The sequence below is a fragment of the Nocardia sp. NPDC087230 genome, from assembly GCF_044744725.1.
Lineage (GTDB): Bacteria > Actinomycetota > Actinomycetes > Mycobacteriales > Mycobacteriaceae > Nocardia > Nocardia canadensis.
Window position 1 is genome coordinate 521,785 of record NZ_JBIUYV010000002.1, and the last position, 17,748, is coordinate 539,532.

The window sequence follows — 17,748 nt, forward strand, 5'->3', positions numbered from 1 at the left end:
CCTACACTTGGCCCGTGTTTTCAGGCGCTCGCAGCGAAAGGGTTTCCACGATGGACAGTCCGGCCCCCACGCCCACCGTGACGACACTGTCCGAGGACGAGCTGAGCTCCAACGCACAGCGTGAGCGTCGCAAGCGCATCCTCGACGCCACCCTGTCGCTGGCGTCCAAGGGCGGCTACGACGCGGTCCAGATGCGCGCGGTGGCCGAACGGGCCGACGTCGCCGTCGGCACCCTGTACCGGTACTTCCCGTCCAAGGTGCACCTGCTGGTCTCCGCGCTGGCCAGGGAATTCGAGCAGTTCGAGGGCAAGCGCCGCCCCCTACCCGGTGACGGCCCGTCCGAGCGCATGCACGGCCTGCTCACCCAGATCACCCGGATGATGCAGCGCGACCCGCTGCTCACCGAGGCCATGACCCGCGCCTTCATGTTCGCCGACGCCTCGGCGGCGGCCGAGGTCGATCGGGTCGGCAAGGTGATGGACCGGGTCTTCGCCCGCGCGATGAGCGACGGCGAACCCGACGAACGTCAGCTCGCCATCGCCAGGGTCATCTCCGACGTGTGGCTGTCCAACCTCGTGGCGTGGCTCACCCGCCGCGCTTCGGCGACCGACGTCACGGAACGACTCGAGCTCACCGTCGACCTGTTGCTGGGCGATCGCGGATAGACCACAAATCACCCATGCCCGTTGACACACGTCGGCTGTGCGCCTTCCCCTGGGAAGATGCATAGCCGACGTCGCATATGCGGAACCATGCATCTACCGGGCCCGAGGGCCTCTCCGCCGGGCTCGCGGGCACCATGAGCTCGGCGAACCCGGTCCGCCTCGATGGGCGAAAGGCCCGGAATTAGCGACGCGGTCGCGAGGAACCGGGCGCCGTCGGAGCGCACAACCCGCCGCGCCGCTCGCGCGGCAAAATTGACGCAGTATTGTTTTTCGCGCCCCCTGATCAACTCCTCCGATCACTAGGTTGGATGCGTGAGCGCACAGGATCTGCCCTTGGATGTCCGCCGTGCACTGGCGTCGGTTGCGCGCGTGCCACGGCTCTTGGTTGCCTCGGACTACGACGGGACTATCGCCCCGATCGTGTCCGACCCGGCGAAAGCGTTTCCCCAACGGGAATCGGTCAGCGCGTTACGCGCGCTGGCGGGGTTGGCGAACACGACCGCCGCGGTGATTTCCGGTCGGGCCCTACGCGATCTGGCCGCGCTCTCGCGCCTGCCGGTCGAGGTGCAGCTGATCGGCAGCCACGGTTCGGAGTTCGACGTGGGCTTCGTGCACGCGATCGACAACGACGCCAAGCAACTGCTGACGGAGATCAACTCCGCGTTCACCCAGATCGCCGCCGAGAATCCCGGCGTGACCGTGGAGATGAAGCCGGCCAGCGCCGCGCTGCACGTGCGCAACGCCAGCCCCGAGATCGGCAGGCGCGCACTGAATTCCGCGCGCCAGGGTCCGGCGTGCTGGGTCGGCGTGCAGGTGACCGAGGGCAAGGCGGTGATCGAGCTCGCGGTGATCCCCACCGACAAGGGCACCGCCCTCGACACCATTCGGCATCAGGAAAGCGCCTCGGCCGCAGTCTTCTTCGGCGACGACGTCACCGACGAGAAGGCGTTCCGGGTGCTGTCGGGTCCCGATGTCGGCATCAAGGTCGGCGACGGCGAGAGCCTGGCCAAGCTGCGCGTCGACTCGACCGAGGACGTGGCGCGCGCGCTGGCGTTCCTGGTGGAGGAACGCCGGACCTGGCTGGCCGGTGCCAGCGCGCCCCGGATCGAACGGCTGAGCATGCTGGCCAGCCCGCGCTCGGTCGCGCTGCTCACCCCGGACGCGACCGTCACCTGGTTCTGCCACCCCGAGCCGGATTCCGCGGCGGTGTTCGCGCACCTGCTCGGCGGCGCGGGCGCGGGACACTTCACGGTGGCGCCGGAGCGGTCCGGTCTGCCGCTGTCGCAGCGGTATGTGGACGGCACCATGACCGTCCAGACCCGGTGGGCCAGCCTGCAGGTCACCGACTACCTGCCGCACGACGTCGCCCCCGACCGGACCGACCTGACCCGGGTGATCACCGGCGACGCGAAGGCCGTCGTGACGTTCGCGCCGCGACCGGAATTCGGTCAGGTGCCGGTGCGCATCGAGGCGGTGCCCAACGGCCTGCGGGTCAGCGGCACCAACGATCCGATGGTGCTGCGCTCGCCCGGGGTGGAGTGGGAGATCAGCTCCGACGGCACCAACGAGCAGGCGCGCGCGGTCGTCGACCCGTCCGGCGCGCCGGTGGTCCTCGAACTGCGCTGCGGCACCGCCGATCTGGCGCCCTCGATGACCCCCGAGCACCAGCGCAGGCAGCTGGCCGAGCAGTACTGGTCGCAGTGGGCGGCCGGGCTGCAGCTGCCCCCGCTCAAGCCGGATCTGATGAAGCGCTCCGCGTTGACCCTGCGCGGGCTCGTGCACCGCCCGTCCGGCTCGATCCTGGCCGCGGCCACCACCTCGCTGCCCGAGGACATCGGCGGCGTGCGCAACTGGGACTACCGCTACTGCTGGCTGCGCGACGCCTCGCTGACCGCGCAGGCGCTGGTGACGCTGGGCTCGCTCACCGAGGCCGAGGAATTCCTCGGCTGGGTGCACCGGGTCCTCGACACGCTGCCCGGCCCGGAGCGGTTGCACCCGCTGTACACGATCTACGGCGAGACCCTGCCGCCCGAGGCCGTCATCGACCTGCTGCCCGGCTACGCCGGTTCGCGGCCGGTGCGCGTCGGCAACGCGGCGAACATGCAGGTGCAGCTCGATGTGTTCGGGCCGATCGTCGACCTGATCACCTCGATGGCGCACGAGCGCGAACGCCAGGGCGCGGTGGAGGCGGTCAAGGCGCTGCCCGACGCCGACTGGGAACTGGTGCACGCCATGGTCTCTGCGGTACAGCGGCGCTGGACCGAGCCCGACCACGGCATCTGGGAGATCCGCGGCAACCCGCGCCACCACGTGTACTCGAAGGTGATGGGCTGGCTCACGATCGATCGCGCGCTGACCCTGGCCGCGCGGTTCGATCGCCCGGTCGATCCCGAGTGGGCCGCGCTGCGCGACGTCATCGCCGAGGAGGTGAAGGCGAAGGGCTGGAACGAGGAGGTGCAGTCCTACACCGCCGCCTACGACGGCACCGACCTCGACGCCGCGACGCTGCACATCGGCCTGAGCGGGCTGATCGACCCGGCCGACCCGCGTTTCGCCGCCACGGTGGTCGCGACCGAGGCCGAGCTGCGCAGCGGTGCGACGGTCTACCGCTATCACCACGACGACGGCCTGCCCGGCGGCGAGGGCGGGTTCCACCTGTGCGCTGCCTGGCTGGTGGAGGCCTACCTGCTCATCGGCAGGCGCTCGGACGCCGAGGCGCTGTTCGCCCAGTTGGTCGCGGCCGCCGGGCCGACCGGCCTGCTGAGCGAGGAGTACGACCCGGTCGCCGAACGCTCCCTCGGCAACCACCCCCAGGCCTACAGCCACCTCGGCCTGCTGCGCTGCGCTCAGCTGCTCAGCCAGCCGGCCGACGTCCTGGTGTAAAAGGTCATCAGACAAGCCGGGCTCGGACTCCGAGCCCGGCTTGTCGGCGTTCTGGCCAAGCTCTATGCCTCACCTTGTGATCTTTCCCATCCCTCAGGCCACCGACGATTCATCCGGTTGACGCACGGAGCGGTCTGCAAATACGGTCCACAGAGCGGTCGCACCTCAAGTAGCGGCCATGTACCCGGGGGGCAATTCGCGATGTCGACGACGGATTCTTCGGCGCTCTCGGTCGAACCTGAGGTGGTCAAGGCGTTCGGACGGTTGGCCTATCAGGTGGCGTCGGAATGCAAGGCTGGGTACGCATCGGTGGTCACCGACATGCGGGCGACCATCGAGGCGTGGACCGGGAACAATGCCGGTGTATTCACAGCCGGGTGGGAGGAATTCCATCTGGGTGCCGATCAGGTGTGGGATGCCCTCTTTGACCTGGCGGACAAGCTCGGTGTGACTGCGGAGACCTTGCAGGGGGCCGACGAGTCCAACGCCGCGGCGACCTACACCCTGAATCTCTGAGCCCGGGGCGATGTCTGATGACTACCGAACCTCCCGAGTTCAAGGTCGACCTCGACCAACTCGAACAGCTGACGACACGCCTGCGCGGATATCTTGCTGCGGTATCCGATGTGCTGACCGCACTGGATGCGAAGTCCAAAGAAGTGGACGACGTCTGGTCGGGCGAGGCAGCGGCGGCTTACCGCGAAGCGCACACCGAGTGGCGGGCCGGAGTCACTGACATGCAAGAGGGATTGGCGGCCCTGCAAACCGCCGCCGAGACTGCCCATCAGGGCTACACCAACGCAGCTTCGGCGACCTTGAAGATTCTCGGCGTATGACGGCACCGACCACGATCGCAGTCGATCCGAAGATCTATTACCAGGCGGCGATCAATTGTTTCGACGCCGCCGCGGCGCTGTTCGACACCTTCACCTACATTTTCGGTGAGCTCCACGGCTACGGCATGATGGCGGGTAGGGATGAAGACGGGAGAACCTGGGCGGCGTCCTACGACAAGTCCGCTCAGGACGCGGTTTCCTTCTACGGCCAGACCTACAAGACGCTGCGGGCATACGGAACCGCACTCAACGATCTCGGCCACGAGCACGCCAAATCCGACGCCCTTTTGAAGGGGACGGCGCAGCCCGAACGGCCCGCGGACAAGGCATCGACAGCTACATTCGGGCCGTACGCGCTGCCAGCGTCCGCGGCTGGTGGAACCCCGCAGGGATTGGCGCAGACAGCGATCGAGGTACTGGACGCGATCAACTGCCCGCTCCCTGACGGTGACACCGACACGCTTGCCAAGGCCGCAGACGCGTGGGATCGCCTCGGCAGGCTGTATCAGAACACGAACGCCAAAGACAAGATCACCATCGCTGTCACGCTCTTCGACGGGGTGACCTCGAACGACGCGCCCCAGGTCCGGGAAGACCTGAGGACCCTCGAGTCCTCGATCGGCGAACTGCTCAACACCTGCCAACAGATCAGCAAGTCCTGCCTGGACTACAAGGCCGCGGTCGAGGAACTTCGAGAAGAGATCAAGGGCTTCATCGAATCAATCATCCAAGAAGCCGCGATCAACGTGGCAGTGACGGTTATCGCGACCTGCGTGACCGGCGTCGGCGGGTTGATCGCCGGCGCGAAAGCGGTGGAGTCCGCCCGGCGCTGGTCGGTGAAGATCAAGAACGCAGTCACCGCTTGGCGCGCACGCAAGCTCGCCCAGCTCAAGGGGCTGGGTGAGACCGCGATCGCCGCGATGCAGAAAGCATGGCAGGCCGTGAAAAATCTCGCTTCGAGACTACGACCCGGTCGCCCTAAAGTCGCAGTCGAAGACGGCAGACTTTTTTCGAGATTCGGAAATCGCACTAGTCGCGAAGTACTGGAGAGTGGCGACCATCTGCCATTAAACCAGGATACGATCAAGATGTACGCAGAAAAGTACGGCATCGACCTCGAGGGTGTTCAAGTTCGCATTGCAACCTCCCCGGACGAAATCCGCTATTACGACGATTATGCTCAGGCTAGCGCTAGCACGATCGGGGATGACATATTATTGACTCCAGCGGCCTTCGCAGACGAGGAAGCACTGGTACGAAACCTGGTTCACGAGCGCGTGCATGTCGAGCAGTACAGGGACGGTCGCGTCAACTCCGGCGCAGTTCGTGAGCTCGAGGACGAGGCGTACCAGAAGGACGAGGAATTCTGGCAGAGGCATGGAAACAAATAGAGCGGAGGCTACCGTTAGCGAATTTCGTGTTACAGACGTGTTTTGGATGAGCTCCATAGGCAAGCGCTTCATTGTCGGCAGGATGGTTGGCGTATTTGAAATCGGGCAGAGCGTCACACTCCGCCAGCAGGATGGAACCACCGTGCCGGGCACTCTCGAGGCCATCAATCTCCACAGGCAGAAGCCAGGTTTCTGCACCCTGGTCTTCTCGGAAGAGATATCGAACCGGGTACAGCCGGGCGATCTCATTCACGATTGAGAAGTTGGCCGGTCTTGATGGTCGGCCTCCTGGCAGAGTTAGGGCGTTCCCCTAGAAACCCCAGTTCAACCCCGGATCGCTTCAGGGCGACATCTGCTGACCACTGACGCCGACGCCAGGAGGGGCTGGAGGATCTCGGCCGTGCGCGATTCGATCCGCAAGCGATCAAGCGCTCAGCGCACGGACCTGTCGATCCGGTCGGCGGGCTGGTCGATCAGTGTGGTGCTGGTGCCGTAGTCGTTGTCAGCAGGGAGTGCCACCTGGTGGCACACCTTGCTACCATGAGGTATGCAACCGCAGCCCGAGATCACCCAGCGCGACCTGCGTAGTCGATCGAAGGAGATCATGGACGCAGTCCAGCGAGGGCAGGCGTTCACAGTCACACGCGATGGTCACCGGATCGGCGAGCTGATTCCGCTACGGCGGCGCAGGCGGTTCGTCTCGCGCGCCGAGTTCGCGTCGATGTCCCGAACCGCTCCCGACATCTCGGTCGACGCGTTCCGGGCGGACCAGGACGAGGTTGCCGACCACTACGCAGGTGATCCGGATGCCGAGTGATCATGAGGTCGGCCTGCTCGACACCAACATCATGATCCTGCGTCGGTGGATCGACCCGGCGCACCTGCCCGACACCATGGCGATCAGCACGGTCACACTGGCAGAACTGTCGGCAGGCCCACACGAAGTACGCCGCAACGACGAGCAGGACCAGTATGACGAGCACATCGAGCGCGCGAACCGGCTCGACGTACTCCAGCGAGCAGAGAACGAGTTCGACCCCATTCCGTTCGAAGCCGAAGCCGCGCGAATCTATGGACGCGTGTGCGCCGCCGTGGTCAGCGTCGGGCGCAAACCGCGACGCCGGATCGCCGACCTGATGATCGCCTCGATAGCCATCGCCGAGCAGCTTCCGCTGTACACCACCAACCCCGACGACTTCCATGGGTTGGACCGGCTGCTGACCATCGTTCCGGTAACCAGACCGCTCGTTCCGACCCGCGCCCGCTGATTCCGCACAGGCCCGGACTTCGAGTCCGGCTTGTCGATGCGGTTCGTGCCGGGTACTCAGTGCTGCTAAAGTAAAACGGTAACGATTTCCATTATGATCTAGGGCACAGCACCCCGTGCCTGATCGCGCACGGCCAGGAGTACCGCGTGAACAGTCGATTCGCCCGCATGTGTGCCGGTCTCACGGCGGGAGTGGCGGCCGCGGTCGTCCTCACGGCCTGCGGGGGCGGCTCGAAGGATTCCGACGGTCTGTCGATCGTGGCCTCCACCAATGTGTGGGGCTCCATCGCGACCGCGGTCGCCGGGCCGGATGTCCGGGTCACCTCGATCATCAGCGATCCCGCCGCCGACCCGCACTCGTTCGAGACCTCGGCCACCGACACCGCCGAGATCAGCGACGCCGATCTCGTGGTGTTCAACGGCGGGCACTACGACGAGTTCATCGAGAAGGCCATCTCGGGCAAGAACAAGCGGACCGTCGAGGCGTTCGAGCAGCGGGCCGACAAGAGCGACGACAACGAGCACGTCTGGTACGACGTCACCACCGTCGCCGCGGTCGCCGACCGGATCGCCGCCCAGCTCGGCGAGGTCGACACCGCCAACGCCGCCGCCTACACCGAGCGCGCGACCGCCTTCAAGAACCAGCTGATCGGCGTCAGCACCATCACCGGCACCATCGCCACCCAGCACCCCAATGCGCCCGTCGCCCAGTCCGAGCCGCTCGCGCACTACCTGCTGCTGGCCGCGACCGCGCAGGACAAGACCCCGCACGAGTTCCAGGAAGCGATCGAGCAGGAGACCGACCCGGCGCCCGCCGCCGTGGCCGCCACCCGCGACCTGATCACCGGCAAGCAGGTCAAGGCGCTGATCTACAACACCCAGACCCAGGACAAGATCACCCAGGACCTGCGGGCCACCGCGCAGACCGCGGGCGTCGCCGTCGTCGAGGTGACCGAAACCCTGCCCGCCGGGGTGGATTACGTCCAGTGGCAGACCGCGAACGCCAAGGCGCTCGCCGCGGCGCTGCGCTGATCGCCATGTCCACGACCGAGGAAGCGGCAGGGACCGTCACCGCGGCGCACCCGGCGACAACGTCGGGCGGCACCACGCCCGCGGCGGGTGCGCCACGGGCGAGCACCGACCCGGCGATCCGTCTGCGCGCGGCGACGCTGGCGTTCGGCGAGCGCACGCTGTGGCGCGACCTCGATCTCGACGTGGCGCCCGGTGAATTCATCGCCGTCCTCGGCCCCAACGGGTCGGGCAAGACCTCGCTGCTGCGAGTACTGCTCGGGCTCCTCGAATTGGGTTCGGGCCGTGCGGAAGTCGCGGGCAAGCCGGCGGGCACCGGCAATCCGGGCGTCGGCTACGTCCCGCAGCAGAAGACGATCGACGCCGGGGTGCAGTTGCGCGGCCGCGATCTGGTCGGGCTCGGCGTCGACGGGCACCGGTGGGGCCTGGGCTGGCGTGGCCGCAAGGAGCGGGCGCGCAAGATCGAGGCCGCCGTGGCCGCGGTCGGCGCGCAGCGTTTCGCGCACGCCCCGCTGGACACGCTCTCCGGCGGCGAGCAGCAGCGGCTGCGGGTCGCCCAAGCCCTCGTCGGCGACCCGGCGGTGCTGCTCTGCGACGAACCGCTGCTGAGCCTGGATCTGGCCAATCAGCGGCTGGTCGCCGAACTCGTCGACAAGCGCCGCCGCGAACACGACACGGCGGTGCTGTTCGTGACCCACGAGATCAACCCGATCCTGCCGATGGTCGACCGAGTGCTCTACCTGGTCGACGGCGAGTTCCGGATCGGCACTCCCGACGAGGTGATGACCTCGGCGACGCTCTCGGAGCTCTACGGCACCGAGGTCGAGGTGCTGCGGGTGCGCGATCGGCTCGTCGTCGTCGGCACCGGTGACGACATGGACGCGCTCGGCGGTACCGCCTGATGGACAAGCTCGACAAGGTTCTGCACCAGATGTTCGACGTCGGCACCACCGCCGACCTGCTCGGCTACGACTTCGTCCAGCAGGCGCTGCTCGCGAGCGCGCTGCTCGGGCTGCTCGCCGGACTGATCGGGCCGCTGATCGTCAGCAGGCAGATGTCGTTCGCCGTGCACGGCACCAGCGAGCTCTCGCTGACCGGCGCGTCGGCGGCGCTGCTGGCCGGGGTCGGCGTCGGGATCGGCGCGATCGCCGGGTCGGTGGTCGCCGCCGTGCTGTTCGGCTGGCTCGGTTCCCGTGCGCGCGAACGCGATTCGGTGATCGCGGTGGTGCTCTCGTTCGGCCTCGGCCTGTCGGTGCTGTTCCTGTGGCTCGCCCCGGACCGCGCGGGCTCGAAGTTCTCACTGCTCACCGGCCAGGTCGCCAGCGTCGGCTACGACGGGCTCGCGCTGCTGGTCACCTGCACCGCGGCCGTGCTGGCCGTGCTCGCGGTGATCTATCGGCCGCTGCTGTTCGCCAGCTCCGATCCCGAGGTCGCGGTGGCGCGCGGGGTGCCGGTGCGGGCGCTGTCGGTGGTGTTCGCGGTGCTGCTCGGCATCACCGCCGCCTTCGGCGTGCAGATCGTCGGCGCGCTGCTGGTGCTCGCGCTGCTGATCACCCCGGCCGCGGCGGCCGCGCAGCTGACCGCGAGCCCGCTGCGGGCGACGGTGTTGTCGCTGGTGTTCGCCGAGGTCGCCGCCGTGGGCGGGCTGCTGCTGTCGCTGGCGCCCGGAGTGCCGGTGTCGACCTTCGTCACCGGGATCTCGTTCACGATCTATCTGGTGTGCCGGGTCATCGGCCACCGCAGTCGGCGGCCGGTCGCCGCTCGCTGAAATTTGGTGCCACTTGGGGCCGAAATTGCCCGAACCGGGGCACGGGCGAGCAGACTACACAGCATGATCGACTTCGCCGTCCCGGAAGATCTGGCCGCCCTGCGGGATCGAGTCCGCGCCTTCGTCGCCGAACAGATCGTGCCGTTCGAACGCGATCCGCGCCTGACCGCGCACGGGCCGACCGACGACCTGCGCGCCGAACTCGTCGACCTGTCCAGGGCCGAGAAGCTGCTGACCGTCCAGGCCCCGGTGGAATACGGCGGGCTCGGCCTGACCCATGTCGAGCAGGCGGTGGTCTACGAGGCCGCGGGCTGGTCGACGCTCGGCCCGGTCGCGATGAACTGCGCCGCGCCCGACGAGGGCAATATGTTCCTGCTCGGCAAGGTCGCCGACCCCGATCAGGTCGAGCAGTACCTGATGCCGATGATCCGCGGCGAGCAGCGCTCGGTGTTCGCGATGACCGAACCCGACGGCGCGGGCTCCGATCCGGGGCAGCTGCGCACCGAGGCGGTGTTCGACGGCGAGAACTTCGTGCTCAACGGGCGCAAGTGGCTGATCACCGGCGCCGACGGGGCCAAGACCTGGATCATCATGGCGCGCCTCACCGAGAACCCGCACCTGCCCGCCGGGCCGACGCTGTTCCTCGCCGACGGCGACACCGAAGGCATCGTCATCGAGCGGATCATGAACACCATGGACCGCAACTACGTCGGCGGGCACGCCGTCGTGCGGTTCGAGAACCTGACCCTGCCGCCCTCGGCCGTGCTCGGCCGCACCGGCCAGGCCCTGCGCTACGCCCAGCTGCGGCTGGCGCCCGCCCGGCTCACCCACTGCATGCGCTGGCTCGGCGCGGCCGAACGGGCGCAGAGCATCGCCCTGGACTACGCGCGCACCCGCACCGCGTTCGGCAAGCCGATCGGCGAGCACGAGGGCGTGTCGTTCATGCTCGCCGACAACGAGGTGGCACTGCACCAGTGCAGGCTGACCATCTGGCACAGCTGCTGGCTGATGGATCAGGGCCAGCAGGCCAGGCACGAATCGTCGATGGCCAAGTCCTATGTCTCCGAGGAACTGTTCAAGGTCACCGACCGCTGTGTGCAGGTGCTCGGCGGGATCGGGATCAGCGACGAGACGGTGGTGGAGATGCTGTTCCGGGACATGCGCGCGTTCCGGCTCTACGACGGCCCGACCGAGGTCCACAAGTACGCCATCGGCAAGCACTTGCTGCGGGAGTGAAGCACAATCCGATCCCGCGCCGGGCCGATGACGACGTGGTTGCGCGAGCCGCCACTTCCGGCGCCGACGCCGCGCCGCTAGTACCATTCGATCCCATGAGTTCGGAACTGCTCGTCGATGTCGCTGCCGGAGTCGCCGTGCTCACGCTCAACCGGCCGGCGCAGCAGAACGCCGTCACCCCGACGATGGCCGCCGAGCTCAGCGCGGCCCTGCGCCGGTGCGACAGCGAGGACTCGATTCGCGCCGTCGTCATCACCGGCACCGCGCCCGCCTTCTGCGCGGGCGCGGATCTGTCCGCCCGGGTCAACGGCGAGGTGACGCTGGATCCGCCGCCGTGGCAGGTCCGCAAGCCGGTGATCGCGGCCGTCAACGGCCATGCCGTCGGCATCGGGCTGGCCCTGGCCCTGCAGTGCGACCTGCGGTATTTCGCCCGCGATGCCGTCTACGGGCTCAGCCAGGTCCGCCGCGGCGTGCTCGCCGACGGCTACGCGCACTGGACCGTGCCGCGGCTGGCCGGGCTGGCCAACGCCGCCGACATCATGCTCACCGGACGCACTTTCGACGGTGACGAGGCCAAGTCGATGGGCCTGGCCAATGCCAGCCTGCCCGCGGGCGAGGTGCTGCCGACCGCCATGGCGGTCGCCCACGACATCGCCAACGGGCCAGCGCCGCTGCCGGTCGCACTGACCAAGCGGCTGATCTGGGAGAGCCTCGGCATGACGCCCGCCGTAGTCGGGCAGCTCGAATCCGAACTCAACGCCCACGTCGCCAAGAGCATCGACGGCGGCGAGGCGATGGCCGCGTTCAAGGAGCGCCGTCAGCCCAAGTGGACCGGCAGTATCAGCGCCGAGTGGCCCGCCTGGGACGCCCCCGAGGGGCGCCCCAGCCTGGACTGAGGCTCAGAAGTTCCCGTTGCAGGACCCCGCGAGGTAGAGCATCGCGAACAGCACCATCAAGATGGTGCCGATGATGCCCGCGATGTACCCGATCATCACCTGGGAGCGCCCGGACAGGGCACCGTAGGACGCGTCGATCTCGTTGAGGGCCCGCTTGCCGAGCACCCACGCGATCGGCCCGAAGATCCCGCAGCAGAACGGGCTGAGCAGCCCGAGCACGAGGATCAGGTTGGCCTGCGGGTGCTCGACCGTCTCACCGATCGGCTGGTTGGGTATCGCCACGCACCGAATTCTACTGTGCAGGAGGGCCGCTGACGCAGCACTACGCGCCCGGCCCACCGAACAAACCAGGCCACGCACGCCCCGACCTCGAGGAGGGGCAGGCCGACGCAGTCGGCCGTCGCGGCCGACCCGCCGATCAGGTGCCGCGATTCGAGCGCGCCGGCGCTCCGACTACTCAGCCCAGACGGCGCTGCCTGGCGATGTCGGCCAGGACCACACCGGCGGCGACCGAGGCGTTGAGCGACTCGACCGGACCGGCCATCGGGATACTCAGGATCGAGTCACAGTTCTCGCGCACCAGCCGCGACAGGCCCTTGCCTTCGGACCCGACGACGACCACGGTCGGCACGCTGCCGTCGAACTCGTCGAGCGGGGTGTCACCGCCTGCGTCGAGGCCGACGATCTGGAATCCCTGCGACGCCCAGTCCTTCAGCGTGCGGGTCAGGTTGGTCGCCCTGGCGACGGGCAGGCGCGCCGCCGCACCCGCGCTCGTCCGCCACGCCACCGCGGTGACACTGGCGCTGCGCCGCTGCGGGATGACCACGCCCTGACCGCCGAACGCGGCGACCGAGCGGATGACCGCGCCGAGATTGCGCGGATCGGAGATGTTGTCCAGCGCGACCAGCAGACCCGGCTCGCCGGAGACCTTCACCCGATCCATCAGGTCGTCGGGGTGGGCGTAGCGGTACGGCGGCACCTGCAGGGCCACGCCCTGGTGCAAACCGTTGGCGCTGAGCCGATCCAGGTCGGTGCGCGGCACCTCCAGGATCGAGATGCCCATGTCGGCGGCACGCTGCACGCTCTCGGAGAGCCGGTCGTCGTTCTCGGTGCCGACGGCCACGTAGAGCGCGGTCGCGGGCACCTCGGCACGCAGACACTCGAGCACCGGGTTGCGGCCGAGCACCAGCTCGGGGCCGTCGTCGGACTTGCGGCCCGCGCGGGGTACACCGCCCTTGCCGGTCGGACGGGACTGCGCCGCTTTGGCTTTGGCGGCGGCCGCGGCGCGCTTGGCGGCGGGATGCTTGGTGCGGGCCTCGGCGGGCGGCGTCGCGCCCCGGCCCTCCAGGCCGCGACGGCGCTTGCCGCCGGAACCGACGACGGCACCCTTCTTGGTGCCGCCCTTCCTGATCGCTCCGCGTCGCTGTGAATTGCCTGCCATCAGTTCGCCTTTCCACTAGCTGCGCCCAGCGACCATTCCGGCCCCTGCGGGGTATCGGTGACCTCGATACCCGCTGCGACGAGCCGATCCCGTGCGGCATCGGCTTCTGCCCAGTTCTTCTCCGCCCGCGCGCTCGCCCGGCGATCCAGCTCGGAGCGGACCAGCACATCGAGCGCGTCCAGTGCCGCCGAGTTGTCGGCCGGGGTGTACCAGTGCGGATCGAGCGGGTCGACGCCGAGGATGCCCAGCATCGCCCGGACCTGACCGGCCAGCTCGGCCGCGGTCTCCACCGCGCCCGCCTCCAGCGCGCGATTACCCTCGTGCACCACGTGGTGAATTTCGGCGAGCGCCTTCGGAATCGCCAGATCGTCGTCGATCGCGGCGGCGAATCCGTCGGTCCATTTACCGATCGGGACCTCGCCGACCCGATCGAGCACACGATGCACGAATGCCTCGATGCGCTGATACGAGGCGACCGCGTCGTCGAGCGCTTTGTCCGAATATTCGAGCATCGAGCGGTAATGCGCGCTGCCCAGATAGAAACGCAATTCCACCGGCCGGACCCGGCTGAGCACATTGGGCACCGAGAGCACATTGCCGAGCGACTTCGACATCTTCTCCCCGCTCATCGTCACCCAGCCGTTGTGCAGCCAGTAACGGGCGAAACCGTCACCGGCCGCCTTGGACTGAGCGATCTCGTTCTCGTGGTGCGGGAAAATCAAATCCATTCCACCGCAGTGGATATCGAATTCGGGACCCAGATAGAACTCGGCCATCGCCGAGCATTCCAGGTGCCAGCCGGGACGGCCGGGGCCCCACGGCGACGGCCAGCTCGGCTCGCCCGGCTTGGCCGACTTCCACAGCGTGAAATCGCGCGGATCGCGCTTGCCGCGGGTCGGGGTCTCGCCCTGGTGCACGTCGTCGAGTTTGTGGCCGGACAGCTCGCCGTAGTTCGGCCAGCTCAGCACGTCGAAGTAGACGTCGCCGTCGGCGGCGTAAGCGTGACCGCGCTCGATCAGCCGTTCCATCAGCCCGACCATCTGGGTGATGTGGCCGGTGGCGCGCGGCTCGGCCGAGGGCGGCAGCACGCCGAGCACCTCGTAGGCCGCGTCGAAAGCGCGCTCGTGCGTGGCGGCCCATTCCCACCACGGCCTGCCCGCCTCGGCGGCCTTGTTCAGGATCTTGTCGTCGATATCGGTGACATTGCGGATGAACCAGACGTCGTAGTCGTGCGCGAGCAGCCAGCGGCGCAGCACGTCGAACGCGACGCCGCTGCGCACGTGCCCGATATGGGGCTGACCCTGCACGGTGGCCCCACACAGATACACCGAGGCACGGCCGGGGACCAGCGGGGTGAATTCCCGCAGGGTCCGCGTGTCGGTGTCAAAAAGGCGCAAGGTCACGGCATTCGATCCTAGTCGGTGGGATGGTGGTGGAGATGACCGGCCGGTTCGTGGCTCGCCGTGATTGTCCGACGGCCGGACGAAGCGGCGAGAACGCGTGGTGCGGCAGGAAATCTTCGAGGCCCGTGCGGGCTACGAACATGCCGTGATCAGGCAGGTGGCGATGGCCGCGATGCCCTCGCCGCGGCCGGTCAGCCCGAGACCGTCCGTGGTGGTGCCCGAAACCGAGACCGGCGCGTCGAGCAGTTCGCCGAGCACTTTCTGGGCCTCGGCGCGACGAGGGCCGATCTTCGGGCGATTGCCGATGACCTGCACCGCGGCGTTGACGACCGTGAAGCCCTCCTCGGTCAGCAGCCTGCGGACCTCGACGAGCATGGCGGCGCCGGTGACCCCGGCCCATTCGGGACGGCCGACCCCGAACACCGCGCCGACGTCGCCCAGACCGGCGGCCGAGAGCAGCGCGTCGCAGAGCGCGTGCGCGGCGACGTCGCCGTCGGAGTGCCCGGCGCAGCCGTCGGCGTCGGGGAACAGCAGACCGGCCATCCAGCAGGGACGACCGGACTCGATGGGGTGCACATCGCTGCCGATGCCGACTCTCATCGCGCGACCGCCTGCTCGGCGGGCCGAGGAACGTCGGCGGCGCGATCGGCCCGCAACGCGTCGGCCAGGCGCAGGTCGAGCGGGGTGGTGATCTTGAAGGCGAGCGGGTCGCCTGCGACGGTGCGCACGGCGACGCCGAGGCGTTCGACCAGGCCGGCGTCGTCGGTCGCGCCGACCTCGGTGGCGTACGCCTCGCGCAGCAGGTCGGCGGCGAAGCCCTGGGGAGTCTGGACAGCCCGCAGGTGGGCGCGCTCGGGGGTGCCGGTGACCACGCCCGCGTCGTCGACCGATTTCACGGTGTCGACGACCGGCAGGGCGGGCACGACGGCGGGACTGCCCGCCTGCAGCTCGGCGGCCACTCGCGCGATCAGCTCCGGTGGAGTGAGCGCGCGAGCGGCATCGTGCACGAGATAGAACGCGGCATCGGGCGCGGCCGCGATCCCGGCGCGCACCGAATCGGTGCGCTCGGCGCCGCCAACGACGACCTGCACCGGCACAGGGGGCATCGAACCGCCGGTCAGCGAGGTGGTTGACAGCAGAGCGGACGCGGCTTCGACCAGCTCGGCGGGCACGACCACGACGACCCGGTGCACCGCACCGGACGCGATCAGCCCGTCGACGGCCAGCCGGACCATAGGTGTGCCGCCGACCGGGACGAACGCCTTCGGGGTGGATTCACCCAGGCGCACGCCACGACCGGCGGCAGGGACCAGTGCTACGACAGGTCGCACTCTAGGAAGCCGCGGCGAGGACCTCGTCGAGCAGCGATTCGGCCTTGCCGTCGTCGGTGCCCTCGGCGAGCGCGAGCTCACCGACGAGGATCTGGCGAGCCTTGGCCAGCATCCGCTTCTCACCGGCGGACAGGCCGCGATCCTGCTCACGACGCCACAGGTCGCGCACGACCTCGGCCACCTTGTTCACATCGCCCGAGGCGAGCTTCTCGAGGTTGGCCTTGTAACGGCGGGACCAGTTGGTCGGCTCCTCCGTGTGTGGCGCGCGCAGCACCTGGAAGACGCGGTCGAGACCCTCCTGGCCGACGACGTCACGGACGCCGACATATTCGGCGTTCTCCGCGGGAACCCGAACGGTCAGGTCGCCTTGCGCGACCTTCAGGACCAGATACTCTTTCTGCACACCCTTGATGGTGCGGGTCTCGATTGCTTCGATCAGCGCCGCTCCGTGGTGGGGGTAAACGACGGTGTCTCCGACCTTAAAAATCATGTGTCCCGTGCCCCTTTCGATGTTCACAGTTTAACATGCGACTCGATAACGGCGCGATCAACTGTGCAGGTCAGGGCCACAACGAGGCCATCGTAGGGGTTGACAACGCGGAATTGGTGTGCATTGTGTTGCGCCAGAACGGGTTAACCACCAGCACAGCGAGCCGTATCCGCGTCGCACTCCCCCGGCACCACTCCGGCAACCCGGCGCGAGACACCGAACTGTTACTTCCGCGCCCGCGCGTCGCGAGCCCGGACGCCACGCGCGCGAAGCGAACTACTACGCTGCCTAGTTACTACCCTCCGATCCGCTGTGTGGACGGAGTGAGCCCGGTCGACATGGAGGACAAACCGTGACTGCCCTGAAAGCTGTGACCGCCCCGTCGGCGCGACGTCGCATGGCGACGGTTGCCGCGCTCGCCGCTGCCGCGGGTATCGCCCTGAGCGGCTGCAGTGCCGGCCAGCACACCCAGACCTCGTCGCAGGCCGCCGCGATCAACGGCAACCACGCGGACGTGGGCCCGATCTCCCTGCGCAACGTGCACATCGTCTACCCGGCTTCCCCGGCCGAGCACGACAAGGGCGGCAAGGCCGTGATCGCGCTGTCGATCATCAACGGCAGCGAGACCGTCACCGACGAGCTGACCAGCGTCACCACCGACCTGGGCACCGTCAAGCTCACCGGCCCGGCGGGCGACCCCAAGTTCGTGCTGAAGCCGCAGCAGATCGTCGTCGCCGGCCCGGTCAAGGTCACCGGTGACGCGCAGGGCGACGATCACCACGGCGCCAGCCCGACCACCTCCGCCGCGCCGACCACCTCCGCGGCCCCGACCACCTCCGCGGCCCCGACCACGTCCGCGACCGATCAGGACGTCCCCTCGATCGATCCCGAGGCCAAGCCCGGCACGATCGAGATCACCGGCCTGAGCAAGCAGATCTACCCGGGCCTGACCTACAACGTCACCTTCAACTTCAAGGACGCGGGCACCGTGCAGGTGTCGGTCCCGGTCGACGCCGCCGAGGTCGACCGCGTCGAGAACGAGAAGTCCGGCCCGGCCCCCGAGGGCGCCGGTCACTGAGACCAGGCCGAACAGAAAGCCGTCGCGGTGGTCC

The 17,748-nt window shown here is 68.3% G+C and carries 20 protein-coding genes; 14 read left to right on the forward strand and 6 right to left on the reverse strand.

Annotated features, from left to right (window positions below; translation table 11 throughout):
• Positions 1-50 precede the first annotated feature (50 nt).
• From kstR to ACIO52_RS08710, 13 genes are all read left to right on the forward strand, one after another.
• Positions 51-665, forward strand: coding sequence for a cholesterol catabolism transcriptional regulator KstR (gene kstR, locus ACIO52_RS08650; RefSeq protein WP_218720591.1), 615 nt, complete (start codon positions 51-53; stop codon positions 663-665).
• 312 nt (positions 666-977) lie between these two features.
• A complete protein-coding gene (otsB, locus tag ACIO52_RS08655) occupies positions 978-3,548 on the forward strand; it encodes a trehalose-phosphatase (protein WP_402642712.1) in 2,571 nt (856 codons plus the stop codon).
• A 201-nt stretch (positions 3,549-3,749) separates the two neighbouring features.
• Positions 3,750-4,064, forward strand: a complete 315-nt coding sequence (locus tag ACIO52_RS08660; RefSeq protein ID WP_402642715.1) for a WXG100 family type VII secretion target — start codon at positions 3,750-3,752, stop codon at positions 4,062-4,064.
• A gap of 17 nt (positions 4,065-4,081) precedes the next feature.
• Positions 4,082-4,384 carry a WXG100 family type VII secretion target gene (locus ACIO52_RS08665; RefSeq protein WP_342800739.1) on the forward strand — a complete coding sequence of 101 codons (303 nt, stop codon included), beginning with the start codon at positions 4,082-4,084 and terminating at the stop codon, positions 4,382-4,384.
• Entirely contained in the window at positions 4,381-5,775 is a 1,395-nt protein-coding gene (locus ACIO52_RS08670; protein WP_402642718.1) for a DUF4157 domain-containing protein, read from the forward strand. The genes ACIO52_RS08665 and ACIO52_RS08670 overlap by 4 nt, the downstream gene beginning before the upstream one ends.
• 46 nt (positions 5,776-5,821) lie before the next feature.
• Positions 5,822-6,034 carry a hypothetical protein gene (locus ACIO52_RS08675; protein WP_402642720.1) on the forward strand — a complete coding sequence of 71 codons (213 nt, stop codon included), beginning with the start codon at positions 5,822-5,824 and terminating at the stop codon, positions 6,032-6,034.
• 288 nt (positions 6,035-6,322) lie between these two features.
• Positions 6,323-6,592 (forward strand): type II toxin-antitoxin system prevent-host-death family antitoxin, encoded by a 270-nt coding sequence (locus ACIO52_RS08680; protein ID WP_342800743.1) that lies wholly within the window; start codon positions 6,323-6,325, stop codon positions 6,590-6,592.
• Positions 6,582-7,043, forward strand: coding sequence for a type II toxin-antitoxin system VapC family toxin (locus ACIO52_RS08685; RefSeq protein ID WP_342800744.1), 462 nt, complete (start codon positions 6,582-6,584; stop codon positions 7,041-7,043). The genes ACIO52_RS08680 and ACIO52_RS08685 overlap by 11 nt, the downstream gene beginning before the upstream one ends.
• Before the next feature lie 167 nt (positions 7,044-7,210).
• Positions 7,211-8,074, forward strand: a complete 864-nt coding sequence (locus tag ACIO52_RS08690; protein WP_218720638.1) for a metal ABC transporter solute-binding protein, Zn/Mn family — start codon at positions 7,211-7,213, stop codon at positions 8,072-8,074.
• A 5-nt stretch (positions 8,075-8,079) separates the two neighbouring features.
• The gene (locus ACIO52_RS08695) at positions 8,080-8,973 is read left to right on the forward strand and encodes a metal ABC transporter ATP-binding protein (protein WP_218720596.1); all 894 of its coding nucleotides are present in this window, start codon (positions 8,080-8,082) and stop codon (positions 8,971-8,973) included.
• Positions 8,973-9,839, forward strand: coding sequence for a metal ABC transporter permease (locus ACIO52_RS08700; RefSeq protein ID WP_218720597.1), 867 nt, complete (start codon positions 8,973-8,975; stop codon positions 9,837-9,839). Before ACIO52_RS08695 ends, ACIO52_RS08700 begins: the two co-directional genes overlap by 1 nt.
• A gap of 63 nt (positions 9,840-9,902) precedes the next feature.
• Complete coding sequence (locus ACIO52_RS08705; protein WP_342800745.1) at positions 9,903-11,075, forward strand: acyl-CoA dehydrogenase family protein; 1,173 nt, start codon at positions 9,903-9,905, stop codon at positions 11,073-11,075.
• 95 nt (positions 11,076-11,170) lie between these two features.
• The gene (locus tag ACIO52_RS08710; protein WP_316573388.1) at positions 11,171-11,971 is read left to right on the forward strand and encodes an enoyl-CoA hydratase-related protein; all 801 of its coding nucleotides are present in this window, start codon (positions 11,171-11,173) and stop codon (positions 11,969-11,971) included.
• Positions 11,972-11,974: 3 nt separating this feature from the next.
• Here the strand turns inward: ACIO52_RS08710 and ACIO52_RS08715 are convergent, their stop codons facing one another.
• From ACIO52_RS08715 to carD, 6 genes are all read right to left on the reverse strand, one after another.
• Complete coding sequence (locus ACIO52_RS08715; protein WP_218720600.1) at positions 11,975-12,253, reverse strand: DUF4190 domain-containing protein; 279 nt, start codon at positions 12,251-12,253, stop codon at positions 11,975-11,977.
• A gap of 175 nt (positions 12,254-12,428) precedes the next feature.
• Positions 12,429-13,412, reverse strand: coding sequence for a 23S rRNA (guanosine(2251)-2'-O)-methyltransferase RlmB (rlmB, locus tag ACIO52_RS08720; RefSeq protein WP_218720601.1), 984 nt, complete (start codon positions 13,410-13,412; stop codon positions 12,429-12,431).
• A complete protein-coding gene (gene cysS, locus ACIO52_RS08725; protein WP_218720602.1) occupies positions 13,412-14,815 on the reverse strand; it encodes a cysteine--tRNA ligase in 1,404 nt (467 codons plus the stop codon). The genes rlmB and cysS overlap by 1 nt, the downstream gene beginning before the upstream one ends.
• Positions 14,816-14,947: 132 nt before the next feature.
• A complete protein-coding gene (gene ispF / locus ACIO52_RS08730; RefSeq protein WP_402642727.1) occupies positions 14,948-15,415 on the reverse strand; it encodes a 2-C-methyl-D-erythritol 2,4-cyclodiphosphate synthase in 468 nt (155 codons plus the stop codon).
• Positions 15,412-16,146, reverse strand: a complete 735-nt coding sequence (gene ispD, locus ACIO52_RS08735) for a 2-C-methyl-D-erythritol 4-phosphate cytidylyltransferase (RefSeq protein WP_218720604.1) — start codon at positions 16,144-16,146, stop codon at positions 15,412-15,414. Before ispD ends, ispF begins: the two co-directional genes overlap by 4 nt.
• 1 nt (position 16,147) lies before the next feature.
• Positions 16,148-16,636, reverse strand: coding sequence for an RNA polymerase-binding transcription factor CarD (carD, locus tag ACIO52_RS08740; protein ID WP_019044685.1), 489 nt, complete (start codon positions 16,634-16,636; stop codon positions 16,148-16,150).
• 352 nt (positions 16,637-16,988) lie between these two features.
• Here carD and ACIO52_RS08745 point away from each other — a divergent pair, with 352 nt between their 5' ends.
• Entirely contained in the window at positions 16,989-17,714 is a 726-nt protein-coding gene (locus ACIO52_RS08745; RefSeq protein ID WP_402642731.1) for a hypothetical protein, read from the forward strand.
• Positions 17,715-17,748: the final 34 nt, after the last annotated feature.